Raw genomic sequence first — 18,001 nt, 5'->3', positions numbered from 1 at the left:
CTCCTGCTCGGTTCGGGGTGCGTCCGGGGCGCGGGGCGACCGGTCGGGGCGGGGAATCTGCATCTCACCCGCCCCGGCCGGCCGCGTCAGCGGATCAGCCGATGGCGGCCTGCACGTCGGACGCGAGCTTCTGCCACGTGGCGACGGGGTCGGCGCCGTTGATGATCTCGGCCTCGGCGATGCCCCAGTACTGCCACACGGCACCCATCGCGGGGATCGCGGGCATCGGCACCGACTCGGCACCCACCTCGGCGAAGCCGGCGATGATCGGGTCGGACGAGGCCGTCTCGGCCGCCGCCGACAGGGCGGGGAGGATGTTGCCGGCCTCGAACAGCGCCAGCTGCGCGTCCTCGGTGCCGAGGTAGTTCACGAGGAAGTCGCTCGCGGCCACCTTGTTGTCCGACTCCGCCGAGACGAAGAAGCCCTTCACGCCCGCGAACGGCGAGGCCGTCTGGTCGGTCGGGCTCGGGACGGTGTCGATCTCGACGTCGATGCCGGCGTCCAGCGCGGCGCCGACGTTCCACGGACCGGTGAGCCAGAAGGCCGCGGTGCCGTCGATGAAGGCCTGCTTGGCGATGTCGCCGTCGATGTCGGTGTTGAACACGCCCGTGCCGTTCTTGCCCTGGCTGCCGAGCCACGTGGCGAACTGCTCGCCTCCGGCGTTGCCGAGCTGCAGGTCGGTCGGGTCGTAGCCCTGCTCGTTGGTGCCGAACACCGGGGCGCCGAACGCGGTCTGGAACGGGTACAGGTGGTACGGGTTGCCCTCCGCGCCCTGCTCGACGACGAACGGCTGCTCGAGCCCGGCCGCCTTGCCCTTGGCGATCATGTCGTCGAAGCTCGTGGCCGGCTCGGGCACCAGCTCGGCGTTGCGCAGCATCGCGATGTTCTCGACCGCGTACGGGAGCATGTAGACGGTGCCCTCGTAGGTCGACGCCTCGAGCGCGACCGGGAGGTAGTCGCCCGCGGCGTCGCCGAGCTCCAGCGGCGCCACGACGCCGTTGGTCGCCAGCTCGCCGAGCCAGTCGTGCGCGCCCATCGTGATGTCGGGCCCCTCGCCCGTGGGCACCTGCTGGATGAAGTCGTCCTTGATGTCGGCGTTGTCCTTGCCGACCAGCTCGACCGCGACGCCCGTCTGCTCCGTGTAGGCGTCGGCCGCGTCCTGCAGCGCGTCGACGCGCTCCGCGTCGACCCAGACCGTGAGGGTCGAGGCCGCGTCGCCGCCGCCGTCCGAGGGCGCGTCGTCCGTCTGCCCGCCGGAGCAGCCCGCGAGGCCGAGAGTCGCCACGCCCACGAAAGCCGCGATGACGCGGCCCCTGCTGTTCGCCTTCATTGGTGTGCCCTTCTGATTCGCCCCGGCGCCGTCGCCGGGTTCTGCAAGCGGTTACAGAGTGGCACGCGCCGATCGGATGCGCAAACGGTCGCGCGCCGCGGATCCGGGTTGATATGGATCCGTGATGCGCGCCGCGCTGGGAACCTTGTCTGCAAGCGCTTCCAGAATCCGCGCACGTCGCCTAGAGTGCACGCATGACTTCCGAATGGTGGCGCACCGCCGTGATCTACCAGATCTACCCCCGCTCCTTCGCGGACGCGAACGGCGACGGCATCGGCGATCTGCCGGGCGTGACGGGCCGGCTCGACGCGCTGAGCGATCTCGGCATCGACGCGATCTGGCTCTCGCCGTTCATGACCTCCCCGCAGAAGGACGCCGGCTACGACGTCGCCGACTACTGCGATGTCGATCCCCTCTTCGGCACGCTGGCCGACTTCGACGAGATGCTCGCGGCGGCGCACGAGCGCGGGATCCGGGTGATCGTCGATCTCGTGCCGAACCACTCCTCGGATCAGCACCCGTGGTTCCAGGCCGCGCTCGCGGCCGCGCCCGGCAGCCGCGAGCGGGCGCGGTACATGTTCCGCGAGGGCAAGGGCGAGCACGGCGAGCTGCCCCCGAACAACTGGCAGTCGGTGTTCGGCGGCCCCGCCTGGACGCGCGTGACCGAGGCCGACGGCGAGCCCGGCCAGTGGTACCTGCACCTGTTCGACTCGTCGCAGCCCGACTTCGACTGGGCGAACGAGGAGGTGCGCGAGGAGTTCCGCCGCATCCTGCGCTTCTGGCTCGACCGCGGCGTCGACGGCTTCCGCGTGGACGTGGCGCACGGCCTCGTCAAGCACGACGAGCTGCCCGACTACATGCCGCCGGAGGACAGCGACTCCATGGGCGGGCGCGAGCCCGTGCCGTACTGGGGGCAGGAGGGCGTGCACGAGATCTACCGCGACTGGCACCGCCTGCTGGCCGAGTACGACGGCGACCGCGCGCTCTGCGCCGAGGCGTGGATGCCCACGGCCGAGGAGACGGCGCTGTGGGTGCGGCCCGACGAGATGCACCAGGCGTTCAACTTCCCGTACCTCACCGCGCCGTGGGACGCGGCCGAGCTGCGCGACGTCATCGACCAGTCCTTCGCGGCGTTCGGCGGCGTCGGCGCGCCGACCACGTGGGTGCTGTCGAACCACGACGTCGTGCGGCACGCCACGCGGCTGGCCCTCGGCGCCGACGCCCCGCAGGGGCACGGCGTCGGACCGAGGACGCCCGGCAAGCCCGATCCCGAGGCGGCGCTGCGGCGCGGGCGCGCGGCCACGACCGTGATGCTCGCGCTGCCGGGCTCGGCGTACCTCTACCAGGGCGAGGAGCTCGGCCTGCCCGAGGCGATGGAGATCCCGGACGAGGCGCGCCAGGACCCGACCTGGTTCCGCACGGACGGCGAGCGCTACGGCCGCGACGGCTGCCGCGTGCCGATCCCGTGGGAGGCCCAGGCACCCGCGTACGGCTTCAGCGAGACCGGCGCCTCGTGGCTGCCGCAGCCGCCGGAGTGGGAGCGGCTGGCCCGCGACGTCCAGTCGCCCGATCCCGCGTCGACGCTCAACCTCTACCGGGAGCTGCTGCGGCAGCGGCGCGCGCAGGGGCTCTCCAGCGGGCAGTTCGACTGGGTCGAGGAGGCGCCGGAGGACACGATCTGGTTCCGCTGCGCGGGCGTCACGGTGATCGCCAACCTCGGCGACGCCCCCGTGCCCCTGCCGGAGGGCCTGCGCGTGCTCGTCGCGAGCGGACCCGTCGAGGGCGAGATCCCGACCGACACCGCCGCCTGGCTCGTCCGGGCGTGACCGGCGGGACGGGGCGCGCCGTGAGCATCGCCGAGGTCGCGCGGCTCGCGGGCGTCTCGACCGCGACGGTCTCGCGCGCCCTGTCGGGCCGCGGGCACGTGTCCGAGGCCGCGCGCGCCCGCGTGCTCACGGCGGCGCGCGAGCTGGGCTACGTCGTCTCGCAGGCGGCGTCGAGCCTGGCGAGCGGCCGCACCCGCAACGTCGGCATCGTGCTGCCCTTCCTCGGCCGCTGGTACTTCTCCTCGGTGCTCGAGGGCGCCCAGCAGCGGCTGATGCACGCCGGCTACGACGTGACGCTCTACAACCTCGCCGGGCACGACGGCGAGCGCGCCATGGTGTTCGAGCAGTTCCTGCTGCGCCAGCGCGTCGACGCCGTGATCGCCGTCGCGCTCGAGCTCACCGACGCCGAGCTTGGCAACCTGCGCGCCATAGGCAAGCCCCTCGTCGGCGTCGGCGGCCCCATCCCCGGCGTGCCGACCCTCATGATCGACGACGTCGCCGTCGCCCGGCTCGCGACCGAGCACCTCATCGGGCTCGACCATCGCCGCATCGGGATCATCGGCGGCGACAGCGCCTCGGACGTCGACTTCCACATGCCCGCCAAGCGGCTGCGCGGCTGGCAGCACGCGCTCGCGGACGCCGGGATCGATCCCGATCCGCGCCTCATCGCGCAGGCCGACTTCACGGTGCAGGGTGGCTACGCGGCGGCCAAGCAGCTGCTGGGCGCACCCCTGCGGGACCGGCCCACCGCGATCTTCGCCGCGTCGGACGAGATGGCCTTCGGCGCGATCCTCGCGGCCCGCGACCTGGGACTGAATGTGCCCGCGGACGTCTCCGTCGTCGGCATCGACGACCACGACCTCGGCGAGTTCTTCGGGCTGACGACCATCGCCCAGTTCCCGCGGGCCCAGGGCGCCAGAGCGGTCGACATCCTCATGGCACAGCTCGAGCCCCGGGAGGGCGCGGCCGCGCCCGCCGACACCCCGCTGCCCTTCGAGCTGCACGTGCGCCGCTCGACCGCCCGGCCCCGCCCCTGAGCGCCGCAGGGCCGATCCACATCTGCGGCGCCACTGCACAACGAAGGAGATCCGACGCGTCGCTCGCTGGATCGGCGGCCATCCGCCCGCGCAGACCCTGGTTTTCCTTCGTTGTGCATCCGCCCGGACGGTGACTGCTAGGCTCGATGCAGCGCCCGGTTTCCGTGGCGCCTCGTCGTGCCTTCATCGAGCGCCGTCTGCGCTCTGCGACTGCCGCGGCGAACGGACCGGCGATTCCGCCGCGTTCGCCCTCCATCCGCCGCGTGCTCGCGTCCTTCCGTTCTCGGATCGCGCCGCGCCGCGCCGCGCGGATCATCCGAAAGAGAATCCATGACCTCTGCGACCACGCAGACCCCCTCGTTCGCCGATCTCGGCGTCCCCGCCCGCCTCGTCGACGTGCTCGTCGCCGAGGGGCGACCCACCCCCTTCCCCATCCAGCAGGCGACCCTGCCCTCCACCCTCGCGGGCCGTGACGTGCTCGGCCGCGGCAAGACGGGCTCGGGCAAGACCCTCGCCTTCGCGATCCCGCTCGTCGCCCGCCTCGCCGCCCTCGGCGCCGAGCGCCGTGCCGGCTCGCCCACGGCCCTCGTGCTCGCCCCGACGCGCGAGCTGGCGACGCAGATCGCCAAGGTCGTCGAGCCCCTCGCCCAGGCCCAGGGCCTGAAGACCACCACGATCTTCGGCGGCGTCTCGCAGCGCCCGCAGGAGACCGCCCTGCGCGGCGGCGTCGACATCGTCGTGGCATGCCCCGGCCGCCTCGAGGACCTCATCTCGCAGAAGATCGTGCGCCTCGACCGCGTGGCCGTGACCGTGCTCGACGAGGCCGACCACATGGCCGACCTCGGCTTCCTGCCCGGCGTGACGCGCCTGCTGTCGCAGACGCCCGCCGGGGGTCAGCGCATGTTCTTCTCGGCCACGCTCGACAACGGCATCGACAAGCTCGTCAAGCGCTTCCTGAGCGACCCCGTGCACCACTCGATCGACTCCGCCGAGTCGCCCGTCGCCGCCATGACGCACCACGTCTTCGAGGTCGACGCCGAGGCCAAGAACGACCTCGTGTTCGCGCTCGCGTCGGGCACCGCGCGCCGCCTGCTGTTCACCCGCACCAAGCACCAGGCCAAGAAGCTGGCCCGCCAGCTCACGGCGAAGGGGATCCCGGCCGTCGACCTGCACGGCAACCTGTCGCAGAACGCCCGCGACCGCAACCTCGCCGACTTCTCGTCGGGCGCGGTGCGCGTGCTCGTCGCCACGGACGTCGCCGCGCGCGGCGTGCACGTCGACGGCATCGAGCTGGTCGTGCACGTCGATCCGCCCGCCGAGCACAAGGCGTACCTGCACCGCAGCGGCCGCACGGCCCGCGCCGGCTCGTCGGGCGATGTCGTGACGATCATGCTGCCCTCGCAGCGACGCGACACGAAGGACCTGCTGCGCCGCGCCGCCATCTCGGTGCAGCCGCAGGCCGTCACCCCGTCGCACCCGGCGGTCGTCGCCCTCATCGGCGAGGTCGCCCCGCGCGTCGCTCCCGGCCCCGGCCTGCCCGGCGCAGGCAACGCTCCGGCTCCCGGCGCCACGGGCGGCGGGCAGTCGCAGGGCGCCAACGCGCGCCGCAAGCGCGCCGCCCGCTCGGGCGACGTCGCCGCGCAGACCCCGCGCGAGGGCTCGGGCCAGCGCCGCCGCCGCGGCGGATCCGGTCAGGGATCGGGCGGAGCGGCCCAGGGCCAGCGCCGCTCGGGCCAGGGCGCCTCGGGCGGCCGCTCGGGGGCACCGTCGGTGTACAGCACGTCGTCGGGCTCGTCCGCGCCCCGCACCCCGCGCCGCGCCCAGGGCTGACCCGGCTCTCTTTTACTGATTCTGCGCCGCTCGGGCACCCGCTGCGCGGGCGCCACTCGCGTGCTCGCGCTCTCGCGTCCCGCGACAGCGAGGCAGCGCTGCGCGCTGCGGGGCGGCCGCACCCGCGGCCGCACGCTCGCGCTTCGCGCTCGCACAATGACCGCTTGCGGTGGTCGCTTCATCTCCGCGGCTCCGCCGCTCCGTTCAGCAACCGATGGGGTTCACGCTCACCCGGTGGAGGCGCGGATGACCAGCTCCGGCTCGAACTGGATCTCGCGCGGGGCGGCGCCGTCGGCCGCGTCGGCGAGCAGGCCCAGGGCCGTCGCGCCGATGAGGTGGCTCGGCTGCCGCACCGACGACAGCGGCACGACGGCGGACTGCGCGAAGTCGATGTCGTCGAAGCCGATGAGGGCGACGTCGTCGGGCACGCGGATGTCGCGCGTCATCACGAGCGCCTGCATCACACCGATCGCGAGCAGGTCGTTGGCGGCGAAGACGGCGTCCGGGCGATCCGCGCCGCGCGCCGCCAGGGCGTCTCCCGCCGCCCGCCCCTCGAGCACCGTGAGGGCCGATCGGAAGACCGCCTCGAGAGAGGCGCCCGGCACCTCCGCCACCGCGCGCCGCGCGCCCGCGAGACGATCCGCCACCTGCCGCAGATCCTCGGGACCGCCCACGTACGCGATCCGGCGCCTCCCGCGATCCAGCAGGTGCCTCGCGGCCAGGTAGCCGCCGCGCTCGTCGTCGACCGCGACGAACGAGAAGCCGCTCCCGGGCGCGCCGCGGTCCACGAGCACGACGGGCGTGCCCTTGTCGCGCAGCCGGGCGAGCCGTTCCAGCTCGCCCCCGATCGGCGAGACGAGCACGCCCCGCACGCGCTGCTCCTCGAACAGGCTCAGGTACGCCGCCTCGCGATCGGCCTGCTCGCCGCTGTTGCCCACGATCACCGACAGCCCGCGGGCGGCCGCCTCGTCCTCCGCGCCGCGCGCGACGTCCATGAAGAACGGGTTGCGGGCGTCGAGCACGATGAGACCGACGGTGGTGCTGCGCCCCGCGCGCAGCTGGCGCGCCGCGTCGTTGCGCACATAGCCGAGCTCGTCGATCGCGCCGCGCACGCGCCGCACCGTGTCCTCGGCCACGGCGCCGGGGCGGTTCAGGACGTTCGAGACCGTGCCGACCGAGACGCCCGCGCGCTCCGCCACATCGCGGATGCTGACCACCATACCGTCCCCTTCGTTTGCCCCCGGAGCATGTATCGTTTCATAATGAAACGATTCATCCGGCGCGCGGATCGCGCGTCGGACCCCGGAAGGTGACGCGACGACGGCGCACCGAACGACAGGAAGACTCGATGATGAGCACGTCTGACTCCGCCCCGCGCCAGCCGCAGCGAATCTGCTTCACGCTGCGCGTGCGCCCCGAGCTCGTGGACGAGTACATCGCCCGCCACTCCCCCGTGTGGCCCGAGATGCTCGCCGAGATCGCCGCGTCCGGGCGCCGCGACTACTCGATCTTCCACCTCGGCGGCGGCCTGCTCGTGGGCGTCTACGAGACGGACGACGACGAGGCCTCCCGCGCGTACCTCGCCCAGAGCGAGGTGGCCGCGCGCTGGGAGGAGTCGATGCACCCCTTCTTCGTCGAGCTCGACGCGCGCGCCGACCAGGGCGCACCCACGCATCCCGAGGTGTTCCACCTCGAGACGCAGCTCTCCCAGACCCGATCCTGATCCACCCAGGGCGACGACGCCCGCGCGAGAAAGGCCCACCGTGACCACGCTCAGCCCCGACATCCTCTCCGCCCTCGAGCAGCAGGCCATCGAGCTGCCCTCGTGGGCGTTCGGCAACTCCGGCACCCGCTTCAAGGTGTTCGCCACCCCCGGCACGCCGCGCGATCCGTTCGAGAAGATCTCCGACGCCGCGCAGGTGCACCGCCTCACCGGCCTCGCGCCCAGCGTGGCCCTGCACATCCCGTGGGACATGTGCGACTTCGGCGACCTCCGCAAGCACGCCGAGGACGAGGGCGTGGCGCTCGGCACGATCAACTCCAACACCTTCCAGGACGACGACTACAAGTTCGGCGCCCTCACCCACGAGGACGCCGCGGTGCGCCGCAAGGCGATCGACCACCACCTCGCGTGCATCGACGTGATGCACGAGACCGGCTCGCGCGACCTCAAGATCTGGCTCGCCGAGGGGTCGAACTATCCCGGCCAGGCCGACATGCGGGGCCGCCAGGATCGCCTGCACGAGTCGCTGCGGGAGATCTACGACCGCCTCGGCGACGACCAGCGCCTCGTGCTCGAGTACAAGTTCTTCGAGCCGGCGTTCTACCACACCGACGTGCCCGACTGGGGCACGTCCTACGCCCAGGTGTCGGCGCTCGGCGAGAAGGCGATGGTCTGCCTCGACACGGGCCACCACGCCCCCGGCACGAACATCGAGTTCATCGTGATGCAGCTGCTGCGGCTCGGCAAGCTCGGCTCGTTCGACTTCAACAGCCGCTTCTACGCCGACGACGACCTCATCGTGGGCGCCGCCGACCCGTTCCAGCTGTTCCGGATCGTCTTCGAGGTGATCCGCGGCGGCGGCCTGAACAACCCCGACGTGGCCTTCATGCTCGACCAGTGCCACAACGTCGAGAACAAGATCCTCGGCCAGATCCGCTCCGTGCTGAACGTGCAGGAGATGACGGCGCGCGCGCTGCTCGTCGACCAGGCGGCGCTGCGCGCCGCGCAGGTGGCCGGCGACCCGCTCGCCGCCAACGCGGTGTTCATGGACGCGTTCTACACGGACGTGCGCCCGGCGCTGGCCGAGTGGCGCGCGTCGCGCGGCCTGCCCGCCGACCCCATGCAGGCCCAGATCGAGTCGGGCTACCAGCAGCGGATCGAGAACGAGCGCGTCGGCGGCCAGCAGGCCGGCTGGGGCGCGTGACGCACGGAACGGAAAGACGCACCCTGATGACCACTCAGAAGCGCACGCTCACGGCGTGGAAGGCGACGATCGCGGTCGCCACGTCCAACTACATCGAGGCGGGGGCGATCATCGCCCTCGCGACGAGCCTCGGCCTGTGGCAGGAGGCGTTCGGCTTCGACGACGGCGTCGTCGGCATGGTCGCCGCCCTCTCGGCCAACGCCTTCGGCGCCGCGATCGGCGCGGCCATCGGCGGGCCCCTGTGCGACCGCCTCGGCCGCAAGTTCATCTACACGTACGACCTGATCGTGTTCATGATCGGCGCCCTGCTCGTCGCGTTCTCGGCGGGCCTTCCCATGCTGCTCGGCGGCGTGATCCTCATGGGCATCGCCGTGGGCGCGGGCGTGCCCGCGTCGTGGACCTACATCGCCGAGGAGGCGCCGGACGAGCACCGCGCGGCGCACGTCGGCACGGCCCAGCTGGCGTGGTCGATCGGGCCCGCCGTCGGCTTCCTGCTGGCCGTGCTCGTGCACCCGCTGGGCCTGATGGGCTCGCGCCTGATCTTCGTGCACCTGTTCGTGATCGCCGCCATCACGTGGTGGGTGCGGCGCGGTCTGCCCGAGTCGCGCCGCTGGAAGGACGAGCGCGAGGCCGCCACCGCCGCCGGCACGCGCGGCGGGTTCTTCTCGGGCATCGTCGACCTGCTGCGCAACCCCAAGAACTGGGGCGCCCTGCTGTTCCTGCTCGGCGTGTACGGCCTCTGGAACACGGTCGCCGGCCAGGCCGGCATCTTCCAGCCGCGCGTCTACGAGGCGGCGGGCCTGCACGACGAGATCCAGCAGAACCTGCTGCAGGTGCTCGTGTGGTCGCTCACCGCGCTCGCCACGTGGGCCGGCTTCATGCGCTACGGCGACCGGGTGAGCCGCCGCTGGCTGTACTTCGGCGGCGCGCTGCTGGGCATCGTCGGCTGGATCGTGCTCATCTACGCTCCCCCCGGCATGGTCTCGCTCGTGTTCTTCGCCGTCGCGTGGGGCGTCTCGGCCGGCATCGGGGCGCAGGCCTTCTACGGCCTGTGGACCGCCGAGCTGTTCGCCACCCGCTACCGGGCGAGCGCGCAGGGCGTGCTGTTCATGCTCGCCCGCGTCATGGTCGGCCTGCTGAGCCTCGTCTTCCCGGTGCTGCTCAACACGATCGGCCTCGGGAACCTCGGCCTGATCATCCTCGGCCTGCTGGCGGCCGCCCTCCTGATCGGCACGATCTGGGCGCCCAAGACCGAGGGCAAGACGCTCGAGCAGATCGAGCGCGAGCGCTACGGTGACCGCGTGCCCCTGACGATCGAGGTCCCCGCCAACCTGTGATGCCGGCGCGTCCCGCGATCCGCACGCTCCGGATCGCGGGACGCGCACACCGCCGACCCGAAAGAAGAAGGACATGACCACTCCCGCCGTCCAGGACCTGATCGACCGCAGCAACCGCCTCGGCTCCGACCCGAGGAACACCAACTACGCCGGCGGCAACACGTCGGCGAAGGGCACCGACATCGACCCCGTCACCGGCGAGCCCGTCGAGCTGCTGTGGGTGAAGGGATCCGGCGGCGACCTCGGCACGCTCACCGAGGCGGGGCTCGCGACGCTGCGCCTGGACCGCATGCGCGCGCTCGTCGACGTCTACCCCGGCATCGAGCGCGAGGACGAGATGGTCGCAGCCTTCGACTACTGCCTGCACGGCAAGGGCGGCGCCGCCCCCTCGATCGACACCGCCATGCACGGCCTCGTCGACGCCGCGCACGTCGACCACCTCCACCCCGACAGCGGCATCGCGATCGCGACGGCGGCCGACGGCGAGGAGCTGACGCGGAAGATCTTCGGCGACAAGGTCGTGTGGGTGCCGTGGCGCCGCCCCGGCTTCCAGCTCGGCCTCGACATCGCCGAGATCAAGAAGCAGAACCCGCAGGCGATCGGCACGATCCTGGGCGGTCACGGCATCACCGCGTGGGGCGAGACGAGCGAGGAGAGCGAGCGCAACTCGCTCTGGATCATCGAGACCGCGCAGGCGTACATCGACGCGCACGGCAAGGCCGAGCCGTTCGGATCGGTCCGCCCCGGCTTCGAGGCGCTGCCGGAGGACGAGCGCCGCGCGAAGGCCGCCGCCCTCGCGGCGACGATCCGTGGCCTGGCGAGCCACGACAAGCCGATGGTCGGGCACTTCACCGACGCCGACGTCGTCCTCGACTTCCTCGCCTCCGAGAAGGCCCCCGCGCTGGCGGAGCTGGGCACGAGCTGCCCCGACCACTTCCTGCGCACCAAGGTCAAGCCGATGCTGCTCGACCTGCCGGCCTCGGCCTCCGTCGAGGAGTCGATCGCGCGCCTGAAGGAGCTGCACGCGCAGTACCGCGCCGACTACACCGCGTACTACGAGGCGCACGCGACCGCCGACAGCCCCGCGATGCGGGGTGCCGATCCGCTCATCGTGCTCGTGCCCGGCGTGGGCATGTTCAGCTACGGCGCGAACAAGCAGACGGCGCGCGTCGCGGGCGAGTTCTACGTCAACGCGATCAACGTGATGCGCGGCGCCGAGGCGCTGTCGACGTACGCCCCCATCTCGGACGCCGAGAAGTTCCGGATCGAGTACTGGGCGCTCGAGGAGGCCAAGCTGCAGCGCATGCCGAAGCCCAAGACGCACCAGGGCCGGATCGCGTTCGTCACCGGCGCGGCCTCGGGCATCGGCAAGGCCATCGCCACGCGCCTGGCGAAGGAGGGCGCGTGCGTGGTCGTCGCCGACCTCGACCTCGAGAAGGCGCAGGCCGTCGCGGCCGAGCTCGGATCGACGGACGTCACGATCGGCGTGGCGGCGAACGTCGCCGACGCCGACGGCGTGCAGGCCGCGATCGACGCGACGCTGCTCGCGTTCGGCGGCATCGACCTCGTCGTGAACAACGCGGGCCTGTCGCTGTCGAAGCCGCTGTTGGAGACCACCGAGAAGGACTGGGACCTGCAGCACGACGTCATGGCGAAGGGATCGTTCCTCGTCTCGAAGGCCACCGCGAAGCCGCTCATCGAGCAGGGCATGGGCGGCGACATCGTCTACATCTCGTCCAAGAACTCGGTCTTCGCGGGCCCGAACAACATCGCGTACTCGGCGACGAAGGCCGACCAGGCGCACCAGGTGCGCCTGCTGGCGGTCGAGCTCGGCGAGCACGGCGTGCGCGTGAACGGCATCAACCCCGACGGCGTCGTGCGCGGCTCGGGCATCTTCGCCTCGGGCTGGGGCGCCAACCGCGCCGCGACGTACGGGGTCAAGGAGGAGGAGCTCGGCCAGTTCTACGCCAACCGCACCATCCTCAAGCGCGAGGTCGTGCCCGAGAACGTCGCCGACGCCGTGTACGTGCTCACGGGCCCCGAGCTCAGCCGCACGACCGGCCTGCACATCCCGGTCGACTCGGGCGTGGCCCAGGCGTTCCTGCGATGAGCGGCGTGATCGTTCCCCTGCGCGTCTGCACAACGAAGGAGGACGGGGCGCGCCGCACCGGATCGTCCGCGGTTTCCCGCCGCCCGGACGCCACGGCGACCACGGATCTCCTTCGTTGTGCAGCCGGGGAACCGTCGTGAGCGGGTCGGGTGCCGTCGCGGCGGTCGACCTCGGGGCGACGAGCGGGCGCGTGATCGTGGGGCGCTTCGACGGCGGATCCATCGCCATGGAGACCGTTGGGCGGTTCCCGAACGCGCCCGTGCGCACCCCCAGCGGGCTGCACTGGGACCTCATCGCGCTGTACCGCGGCGCGCTCGACGGACTGGGCGCGGCGTTCGTGGCCGAGCCGCAGATCCGCTCGATCGGCGTGGACTCGTGGGCCGTGGACTACGCGCTCATGCGGGGCGACCGCATGCTCGGCACGCCGTTCCACTACCGCGACGAGCGCACGGCCCGCGGCGTGGAGCTCGTGCACGCCGCCGTGCCGTTCGAGGAGCTCTACCGCCGCAACGGCCTGCAGTTCCTGCCGTTCAACACGCTGTACCAGCTGGCGTGCGAGCGCGAGGCGGGCCTGCTCGGGCTCGCCGACGGCCTGCTCCTCGTGCCCGACCTGTTCGCGTGGCTGCTGACGGGCGAGAAGACGGCCGAGCGCACGAACGCCTCGACCACCGGCCTGCTCGACGTGCGCACGCGCGCGTGGGATGCGGAGCTGGCGGAGCGGATCGGCGTGCCGACCGCGATCCTGCCGGAGCTCGTCGATCCGGGCGCGCGCATCGGCTCGCTCCTGCCGCACGTGGCGGCGGAGGTGGGCGGCGACGCGCCCGTCGTCGCCGTCGGATCGCACGACACCGCCTCGGCCGTCGTCGCGGTGCCGATGCGCGCCGACCGCGCCGCCTACATCTCGTGCGGCACGTGGGGCCTCGTGGGTGTGGAGACCGAGCAGCCCGTGCTCACCGACGCGGCGCGCGAGGCGAACTTCACGAACGAGGGCGGCGTGGACGGCCGCGTCCGCTTCCTGCACAACGTGATGGGCCTGTGGCTGCTGAGCGAGTCGGTGCGCGCGTGGGAGGCCGAGGACGGCGCCGCCGTCGATCTGCCCGCCCTGCTGCGCGCGGCGGCCGAGGTCGACGCCGAGGTGCCGGTGTTCGACGCGAACGACCCGGTCTTCCTGCCACCCGGCGACATGCCGGCGCGGATCGCGCAGTGGCTCGGCGAGCGCGGCCTGCGCGTGCCGCAGGACCGGCCCGCCTTCGCACGCTCGATCGTCGAGAGCCTCGCGCAGGCCTTCGCCGACGCCGTGCGCAAGGCCTCCGAGCTGTCGGGCGTCGCCGTCGAGACGATCCACATCGTCGGCGGCGGCGCGCTCAACGAGCTGCTCTGCCAGCGCACCGCCGACCGCTCCGGCCTCGAGGTGCTCGCCGGCCCCGTCGAGGCCACGGCCCTTGGTAACCTCCTCGTGCAGGCCCGCGCCGCGGGCCTCGTCTCCGGCTCGCTCGAGAGCCTGCGCGAGACCGTCTCCCGCTCCCACCAGCCGCGCCGCCACGCGCCGCGCGCCCGTCCCTGAAGGCAGTGCCCATGGTCACCCGCCAGTTCCCCCGCCCGGCCGACGTGTTCGAGCTCATGAAGTTCAAGCGGCCCACGCTCAGCGCGCGCACGCGCCGCCTCGACGCCGCCCTCACGATCGGCGACCTGCGCGCGATCGCCAAGCGGCGCACGCCCGCCGCGGCGTTCGACTACACCGACGGCGCCGCCGAGGGCGAGCTGTCGCTGGCCCGCGCGCGGCAGGCGTTCGAGGACATCGAGTTCCACCCCGACATCCTGCGGCCGGCCGAGAACGTCGACACGAGCACCGAGATCCTGGGCGGCCCGTCGGCCCTGCCCTTCGGCATCGCGCCCACGGGCTTCACGCGCCTGATGCAGACCGAGGGCGAGACGGCCGGGGCGGGCGCCGCCGCGGCCGCGGGCATCCCCTTCACCCTCTCGACGCTCGGCACCACCTCGATCGAGGGCGTGAAGGCCGCCAACCCGCACGGCCGCAACTGGTTCCAGCTGTACGTCATGCGCGACCGCGAGATCTCGTACGGCCTCGCGCGCCGCGCGGCCGAGGCCGGCTTCGACACGCTGCAGTTCACGGTCGACACCCCGGTCGCCGGCGCCCGCCTGCGCGACAAGCGCAACGGCTTCTCGATCCCGCCGCAGCTCACGCTCGGCACGATCGTGAACGCGATCCCCCGCCCGTGGTGGTGGTTCGACTTCCTCACGACACCCAAGCTGGAGTTCGCCTCGCTGTCGTCGACGGGCGGCACCGTGGGCGAGCTGCTGAACGCGGCGATGGATCCGACGATCAGCTATGAGGATCTCGACGTCATCCGCGGCATCTGGCCGGGGAAGATCGTCATCAAGGGCGTGCAGAACGTCGCCGACGCCAAGCGCCTCGTCGACCTGGGCGTGGACGGCATCATCCTCTCCAACCACGGCGGCCGCCAGCTCGACCGCGCCCCCGTGCCATTCCACCTCCTGCCGCACGTGGTCAAGGAGGTCGGCCGCGACACCACCGTGATGATCGACACCGGCATCATGAACGGCGCCGACATTGTCGCCTCGATCGCCCTCGGCGCGAAGTTCACGCTCATCGGCCGCGCCTACCTCTACGGCCTCATGGCCGGCGGGCGCGCGGGCGTGGATCGCGCGATCGACATCCTGCGCAGCGAGATCGTCCGGACGATGGCGCTGCTGGGTGTCTCGACGCTGGCCGAGCTCGAGCCGCGCCACGTCACGCAGCTGTCGCGCCTGCAGCCCATCCCCAAGCCCTGACCGAAGGCGGCCGCCCCGTTGCGGTGGTCGCTTCATCTCCGCGCCTTCGGCGCTCCGTTCAGCAACCGATGCGGTGCAACCGGTCGGGCCAAACGACGGGTCCGACCAAGCCACCGCGCAGCCGATCACTGTGCGAGCGAAGCGAGCGTGCGGCCGCCGATGTGGCCGCCCCGCGGCGCGAAGCGCCGCCTCGCCGGCGCGCGAGCGCCGGCGAGGGCACGCGAGCGGCGCCCGTGCAGCGGGTGCCCGAGCGGCGCAGATCCAAAAAAGAAAAGCTACTCCCCGCGGGAGATGCGGACCATGTCCTCGCGGGGCACGACCTTGATGCGGGCGCGACCGTGCGGCTCGCCCAGCGCGATCTCGTGCTCGTCGAGGCGGTGCCAGCCCTCGAGGTCGGTCCACTGCACGCCGCGCTCCGCCAGCAGGGCCGGGATCGCGTCCTCCGAGGGGTCCTCCGGCTGCCACCACGAGCCCTGGTCGTTGACGAGGTGCTGGATGGTCTCCATGGCGTCGGACTTCGTGTGCCCGATGAGGCCGACGGGGCCGCGCTTGATCCATCCCGTGGCGTACATGCCGGGCACGCGCTCGTTCGAGTCGGCCGCGAGCACCTGGCCCTCGTGGTTCGGGATCACGCCGTGGCGCTCGTCGAACGGCACGCCCGGCAGCGGCGATCCGAAGTAGCCGACGGCGCGGTAGAGCTGCCCCATGGGCACCTCGCGCAGCTCGCCGGTGCCCTCCACGCCGCCCTGGCCGTCGGGGCGGGTGCGCTCGTACACGAGCGCGGCCACGCGGCCCTCGGCGTCGGTCCTGACCTCGACGGGGCGCGCCCAGAAGTGCAGGTGCAGGCGCCGCGACGCCGTGCCGCCGGCGTTGTTGGCCGAGGGCCGCTGGCGCCACGACTGCAGCACGCGGTCGATGACCTTGACCTGCTTGTTCGACTCGATCGCGGCGCGCGAGGCGTCGTCGTAGTCGAAGTCCTCGTCGTACACGACCATGTCGACGTCGCGCAGCTCGCCGAGCTCGCGCAGCTCGAGCGGCGTGAACTTCACCTGCGCGGGCCCGCGGCGGCCGAACACGTGCACGTCGGTGACGGGCGAGGCCTCGAGGATCTCGTAGACATTCTGCGGCACCTCGGTGGGCAGCAGGTCCTCGGCGTGCTTGGCCAGCATGCGGCTGATGTCGAGCGCGACGTTGCCGTTGCCGATCACGCCGACGCTCGCGGCCGTGAGGGGCCAGGTGCGGGGGACGTCGGGGTGCCCGTCGAACCAGCTCACGAAGTCGGCGGCGCCGAAGGATCCCTCGGCGTCGATGCCCGGGATGTCGAGGTCGGCGTCGCGCACGGCGCCCGTGGCGAAGATCACCGCGTGGTAGTGCCGCTGCAGGTCGTCGAGCACGATGTCCTCGCCGAAGCGCACGTTGCCGAAGATGCGGATGTCGCCGCGATCGAGCACCTCCCGCAGGGCATTGATGACGCCCTTGATGCGCGGATGGTCCGGCGCGACGCCGTAGCGCACGAGCCCGTAGGGCGCCGGCAGGTGCTCGAAGAGGTCGATCGAGACGTCGAACTTCCGCTCGGTCTTGAGCAGGATGTCCGCGGCGTAGATGCCGGCGGGTCCGGCGCCGACGATGGCCAGCCTCAGCTTGGTCATGGTTTCCTCTCCTTGCACGTCCGGTGGGGCGCGCCATCCAGTCTCGCGCGCCGCTCCTGAGCGGACGCCGCGCCCGACGTCAGCTGCTGCGGTCGACGAGCGATTCGGCGAAGCGGGTGAGGGCCTCGCGCACCCCGCCGCGCGGCAGCACGTCGAGCTGCGCGATCGCCTCGCGCGTCCACGACTCGGCCAGCTCGCGCGTGCGCGCCGTGGCCTCGTGGTCGCGCAGCTCGGCGATCTCGTCGTCGAGCACCGATGGGTCGGCGCCCGCCGCGATCCGCTCCACGCCCGCGTCGATGCGGGCCTTCAGCGCGGCGTCCAGCTCGTCCAGCAGCAGGTACGGCATGGTCGGCACGCCCGCCCTCAGGTCGGTGCCAGGCACCTTGCCGGTCTCGGCGGGGTCGGCCGAGAGGTCGATGACGTCGTCCATGAGCTGGAACGAGACGCCCACCTTCTCGCCGAACTGGCGCAGCGGCTCGTGGTAGCTCGCATCGGCCCCCGAGAACAGGGCGCCCGCCTGCGCGGCCGCGGCGATGAGCGATCCGGTCTTGTCGGCGAGCACCTGGATGTAGAAGGCCACGGGCTCGTCGCCCGGCTGCGCGCCGATCGTCTCGTGCATCTGGCCCAGCACGAGGCGCTCGAAGGTCTGCGCCTGCAGCTCCATGGCGCGCTTGCCCAGCTGCGCCATCATCACGCTCGCGCGCGAGAAGAGCAGGTCGCCGGTGAGGATCGCGATGCTGTTGCCCCACACCTCGTGCGCGCTCGCGACGCCGCGGCGGCGGTCCGCGCCGTCCATGACGTCGTCGTGATAGAGCGATCCGAGGTGCGTGAGCTCGAGTGCCTTGGCCGCCGTGATGACCTCGGTCGTCGCGCCCTCCCCGAGCTGCGCCGCCAGGAGCGCGAGCATCGGGCGCACGCGCTTGCCGCCGGCCTCGTAGAGGTAGCGCGACGTGGCGTCGACGAGCGCGTCGGTGGAGTGCAGCTCCTCCGACAGCTCGGTCTCGACCCGCTCGAGCCCCTCCTCGATCCGGCCGACCAGCCGGCGAGCGCCCGGGGTCGCGAAGATGCGGTCGCTCAGTCCGAAGCGACTCGCCATCCGCGAACGCTCCGCCGCGCTGGGGCTCTGGGTCACCCTGCCAGC

At 72.4% G+C, this 18,001-nt stretch carries 13 protein-coding genes; 9 read left to right on the top strand and 4 right to left on the bottom strand.

Annotation, left to right across the window (positions count from 1 at the left end; all coding sequences use genetic code 11):
- Positions 1 to 94: 94 nt before the first annotated feature.
- Positions 95 to 1,330: a sugar ABC transporter substrate-binding protein gene (locus ACYVJ0_RS04595; RefSeq protein ID WP_460816307.1), complete on the bottom strand. Its 1,236-nt coding sequence runs from the start codon at positions 1,328 to 1,330 to the stop codon at positions 95 to 97.
- A 194-nt stretch (positions 1,331 to 1,524) separates the two neighbouring features.
- On the opposite strand from ACYVJ0_RS04595, the gene ACYVJ0_RS04590 reads away from it, so the two are divergent.
- From ACYVJ0_RS04590 to ACYVJ0_RS04580, 3 genes are all read left to right on the top strand, one after another.
- The gene (locus ACYVJ0_RS04590) at positions 1,525 to 3,156 is read left to right on the top strand and encodes a glycoside hydrolase family 13 protein (RefSeq protein WP_460816306.1); all 1,632 of its coding nucleotides are present in this window, start codon (positions 1,525 to 1,527) and stop codon (positions 3,154 to 3,156) included.
- A gap of 20 nt (positions 3,157 to 3,176) precedes the next feature.
- Positions 3,177 to 4,193, top strand: coding sequence for a LacI family DNA-binding transcriptional regulator (locus ACYVJ0_RS04585; RefSeq protein WP_460816304.1), 1,017 nt, complete (start codon positions 3,177 to 3,179; stop codon positions 4,191 to 4,193).
- A 330-nt stretch (positions 4,194 to 4,523) separates the two neighbouring features.
- Complete coding sequence (locus ACYVJ0_RS04580) at positions 4,524 to 6,023, top strand: DEAD/DEAH box helicase (protein WP_460816303.1); 1,500 nt, start codon at positions 4,524 to 4,526, stop codon at positions 6,021 to 6,023.
- A gap of 227 nt (positions 6,024 to 6,250) precedes the next feature.
- On the opposite strand, the gene ACYVJ0_RS04575 is transcribed toward ACYVJ0_RS04580, so the two are convergent.
- Positions 6,251 to 7,243: a LacI family DNA-binding transcriptional regulator gene (locus ACYVJ0_RS04575; RefSeq protein ID WP_460816302.1), complete on the bottom strand. Its 993-nt coding sequence runs from the start codon at positions 7,241 to 7,243 to the stop codon at positions 6,251 to 6,253.
- 128 nt (positions 7,244 to 7,371) lie between these two features.
- Here ACYVJ0_RS04575 and ACYVJ0_RS04570 point away from each other — a divergent pair, with 128 nt between their 5' ends.
- From ACYVJ0_RS04570 to ACYVJ0_RS04545, 6 genes are all read left to right on the top strand, one after another.
- Positions 7,372 to 7,746 (top strand): L-rhamnose mutarotase, encoded by a 375-nt coding sequence (locus ACYVJ0_RS04570; protein WP_460816300.1) that lies wholly within the window; start codon positions 7,372 to 7,374, stop codon positions 7,744 to 7,746.
- Between the two features lie 40 nt (positions 7,747 to 7,786).
- Entirely contained in the window at positions 7,787 to 8,950 is a 1,164-nt protein-coding gene (rhaI, locus tag ACYVJ0_RS04565; protein WP_449854097.1) for an L-rhamnose isomerase, read from the top strand.
- A 26-nt stretch (positions 8,951 to 8,976) separates the two neighbouring features.
- Entirely contained in the window at positions 8,977 to 10,287 is a 1,311-nt protein-coding gene (locus ACYVJ0_RS04560; protein WP_460816298.1) for an MFS transporter, read from the top strand.
- A gap of 73 nt (positions 10,288 to 10,360) precedes the next feature.
- Complete coding sequence (locus ACYVJ0_RS04555; RefSeq protein WP_460816296.1) at positions 10,361 to 12,397, top strand: bifunctional aldolase/short-chain dehydrogenase; 2,037 nt, start codon at positions 10,361 to 10,363, stop codon at positions 12,395 to 12,397.
- Between the two features lie 136 nt (positions 12,398 to 12,533).
- Positions 12,534 to 13,961, top strand: a complete 1,428-nt coding sequence (locus tag ACYVJ0_RS04550) for a rhamnulokinase (RefSeq protein ID WP_460816294.1) — start codon at positions 12,534 to 12,536, stop codon at positions 13,959 to 13,961.
- Between the two features lie 11 nt (positions 13,962 to 13,972).
- The gene (locus ACYVJ0_RS04545) at positions 13,973 to 15,211 is read left to right on the top strand and encodes an alpha-hydroxy acid oxidase (RefSeq protein ID WP_449854085.1); all 1,239 of its coding nucleotides are present in this window, start codon (positions 13,973 to 13,975) and stop codon (positions 15,209 to 15,211) included.
- 275 nt (positions 15,212 to 15,486) lie between these two features.
- Here the strand turns inward: ACYVJ0_RS04545 and ACYVJ0_RS04540 are convergent, their stop codons facing one another.
- The gene (locus ACYVJ0_RS04540; RefSeq protein WP_460816292.1) at positions 15,487 to 16,860 is read right to left on the bottom strand and encodes an FAD-dependent oxidoreductase; all 1,374 of its coding nucleotides are present in this window, start codon (positions 16,858 to 16,860) and stop codon (positions 15,487 to 15,489) included.
- Positions 16,861 to 16,939: 79 nt separating this feature from the next.
- Positions 16,940 to 17,992, bottom strand: a complete 1,053-nt coding sequence (locus ACYVJ0_RS04535; RefSeq protein WP_460816290.1) for a polyprenyl synthetase family protein — start codon at positions 17,990 to 17,992, stop codon at positions 16,940 to 16,942.
- Between the last annotated feature and the right edge of the window lie 9 nt (positions 17,993 to 18,001).

Source organism: Microbacterium petrolearium, from assembly GCF_054782875.1.
This window is presented reverse-complemented; position numbering and strand designations above follow the sequence as displayed.

Bases quoted from the DNA above. Each gene is read 5' to 3' on its own strand.
- ACYVJ0_RS04595 (WP_460816307.1), bottom strand. From the start codon at position 1,330: ATGAAGGCGAACAGCAGGGGCCGCGTCATCGCGGCTTTCGTGGGCGTG.
- ACYVJ0_RS04540 (WP_460816292.1), bottom strand. From the start codon at position 16,860: ATGACCAAGCTGAGGCTGGCCATCGTCGGCGCCGGACCCGCCGGCATC.
- ACYVJ0_RS04590 (WP_460816306.1), top strand. From the start codon at position 1,525: ATGACTTCCGAATGGTGGCGCACCGCCGTGATCTACCAGATCTACCCC.
- ACYVJ0_RS04570 (WP_460816300.1), top strand. From the start codon at position 7,372: ATGATGAGCACGTCTGACTCCGCCCCGCGCCAGCCGCAGCGAATCTGC.
- ACYVJ0_RS04580 (WP_460816303.1), top strand. From the start codon at position 4,524: ATGACCTCTGCGACCACGCAGACCCCCTCGTTCGCCGATCTCGGCGTC.
- ACYVJ0_RS04560 (WP_460816298.1), top strand. From the start codon at position 8,977: ATGACCACTCAGAAGCGCACGCTCACGGCGTGGAAGGCGACGATCGCG.
- ACYVJ0_RS04545 (WP_449854085.1), top strand. From the start codon at position 13,973: ATGGTCACCCGCCAGTTCCCCCGCCCGGCCGACGTGTTCGAGCTCATG.
- ACYVJ0_RS04575 (WP_460816302.1), bottom strand. From the start codon at position 7,243: ATGGTGGTCAGCATCCGCGATGTGGCGGAGCGCGCGGGCGTCTCGGTC.
- ACYVJ0_RS04555 (WP_460816296.1), top strand. From the start codon at position 10,361: ATGACCACTCCCGCCGTCCAGGACCTGATCGACCGCAGCAACCGCCTC.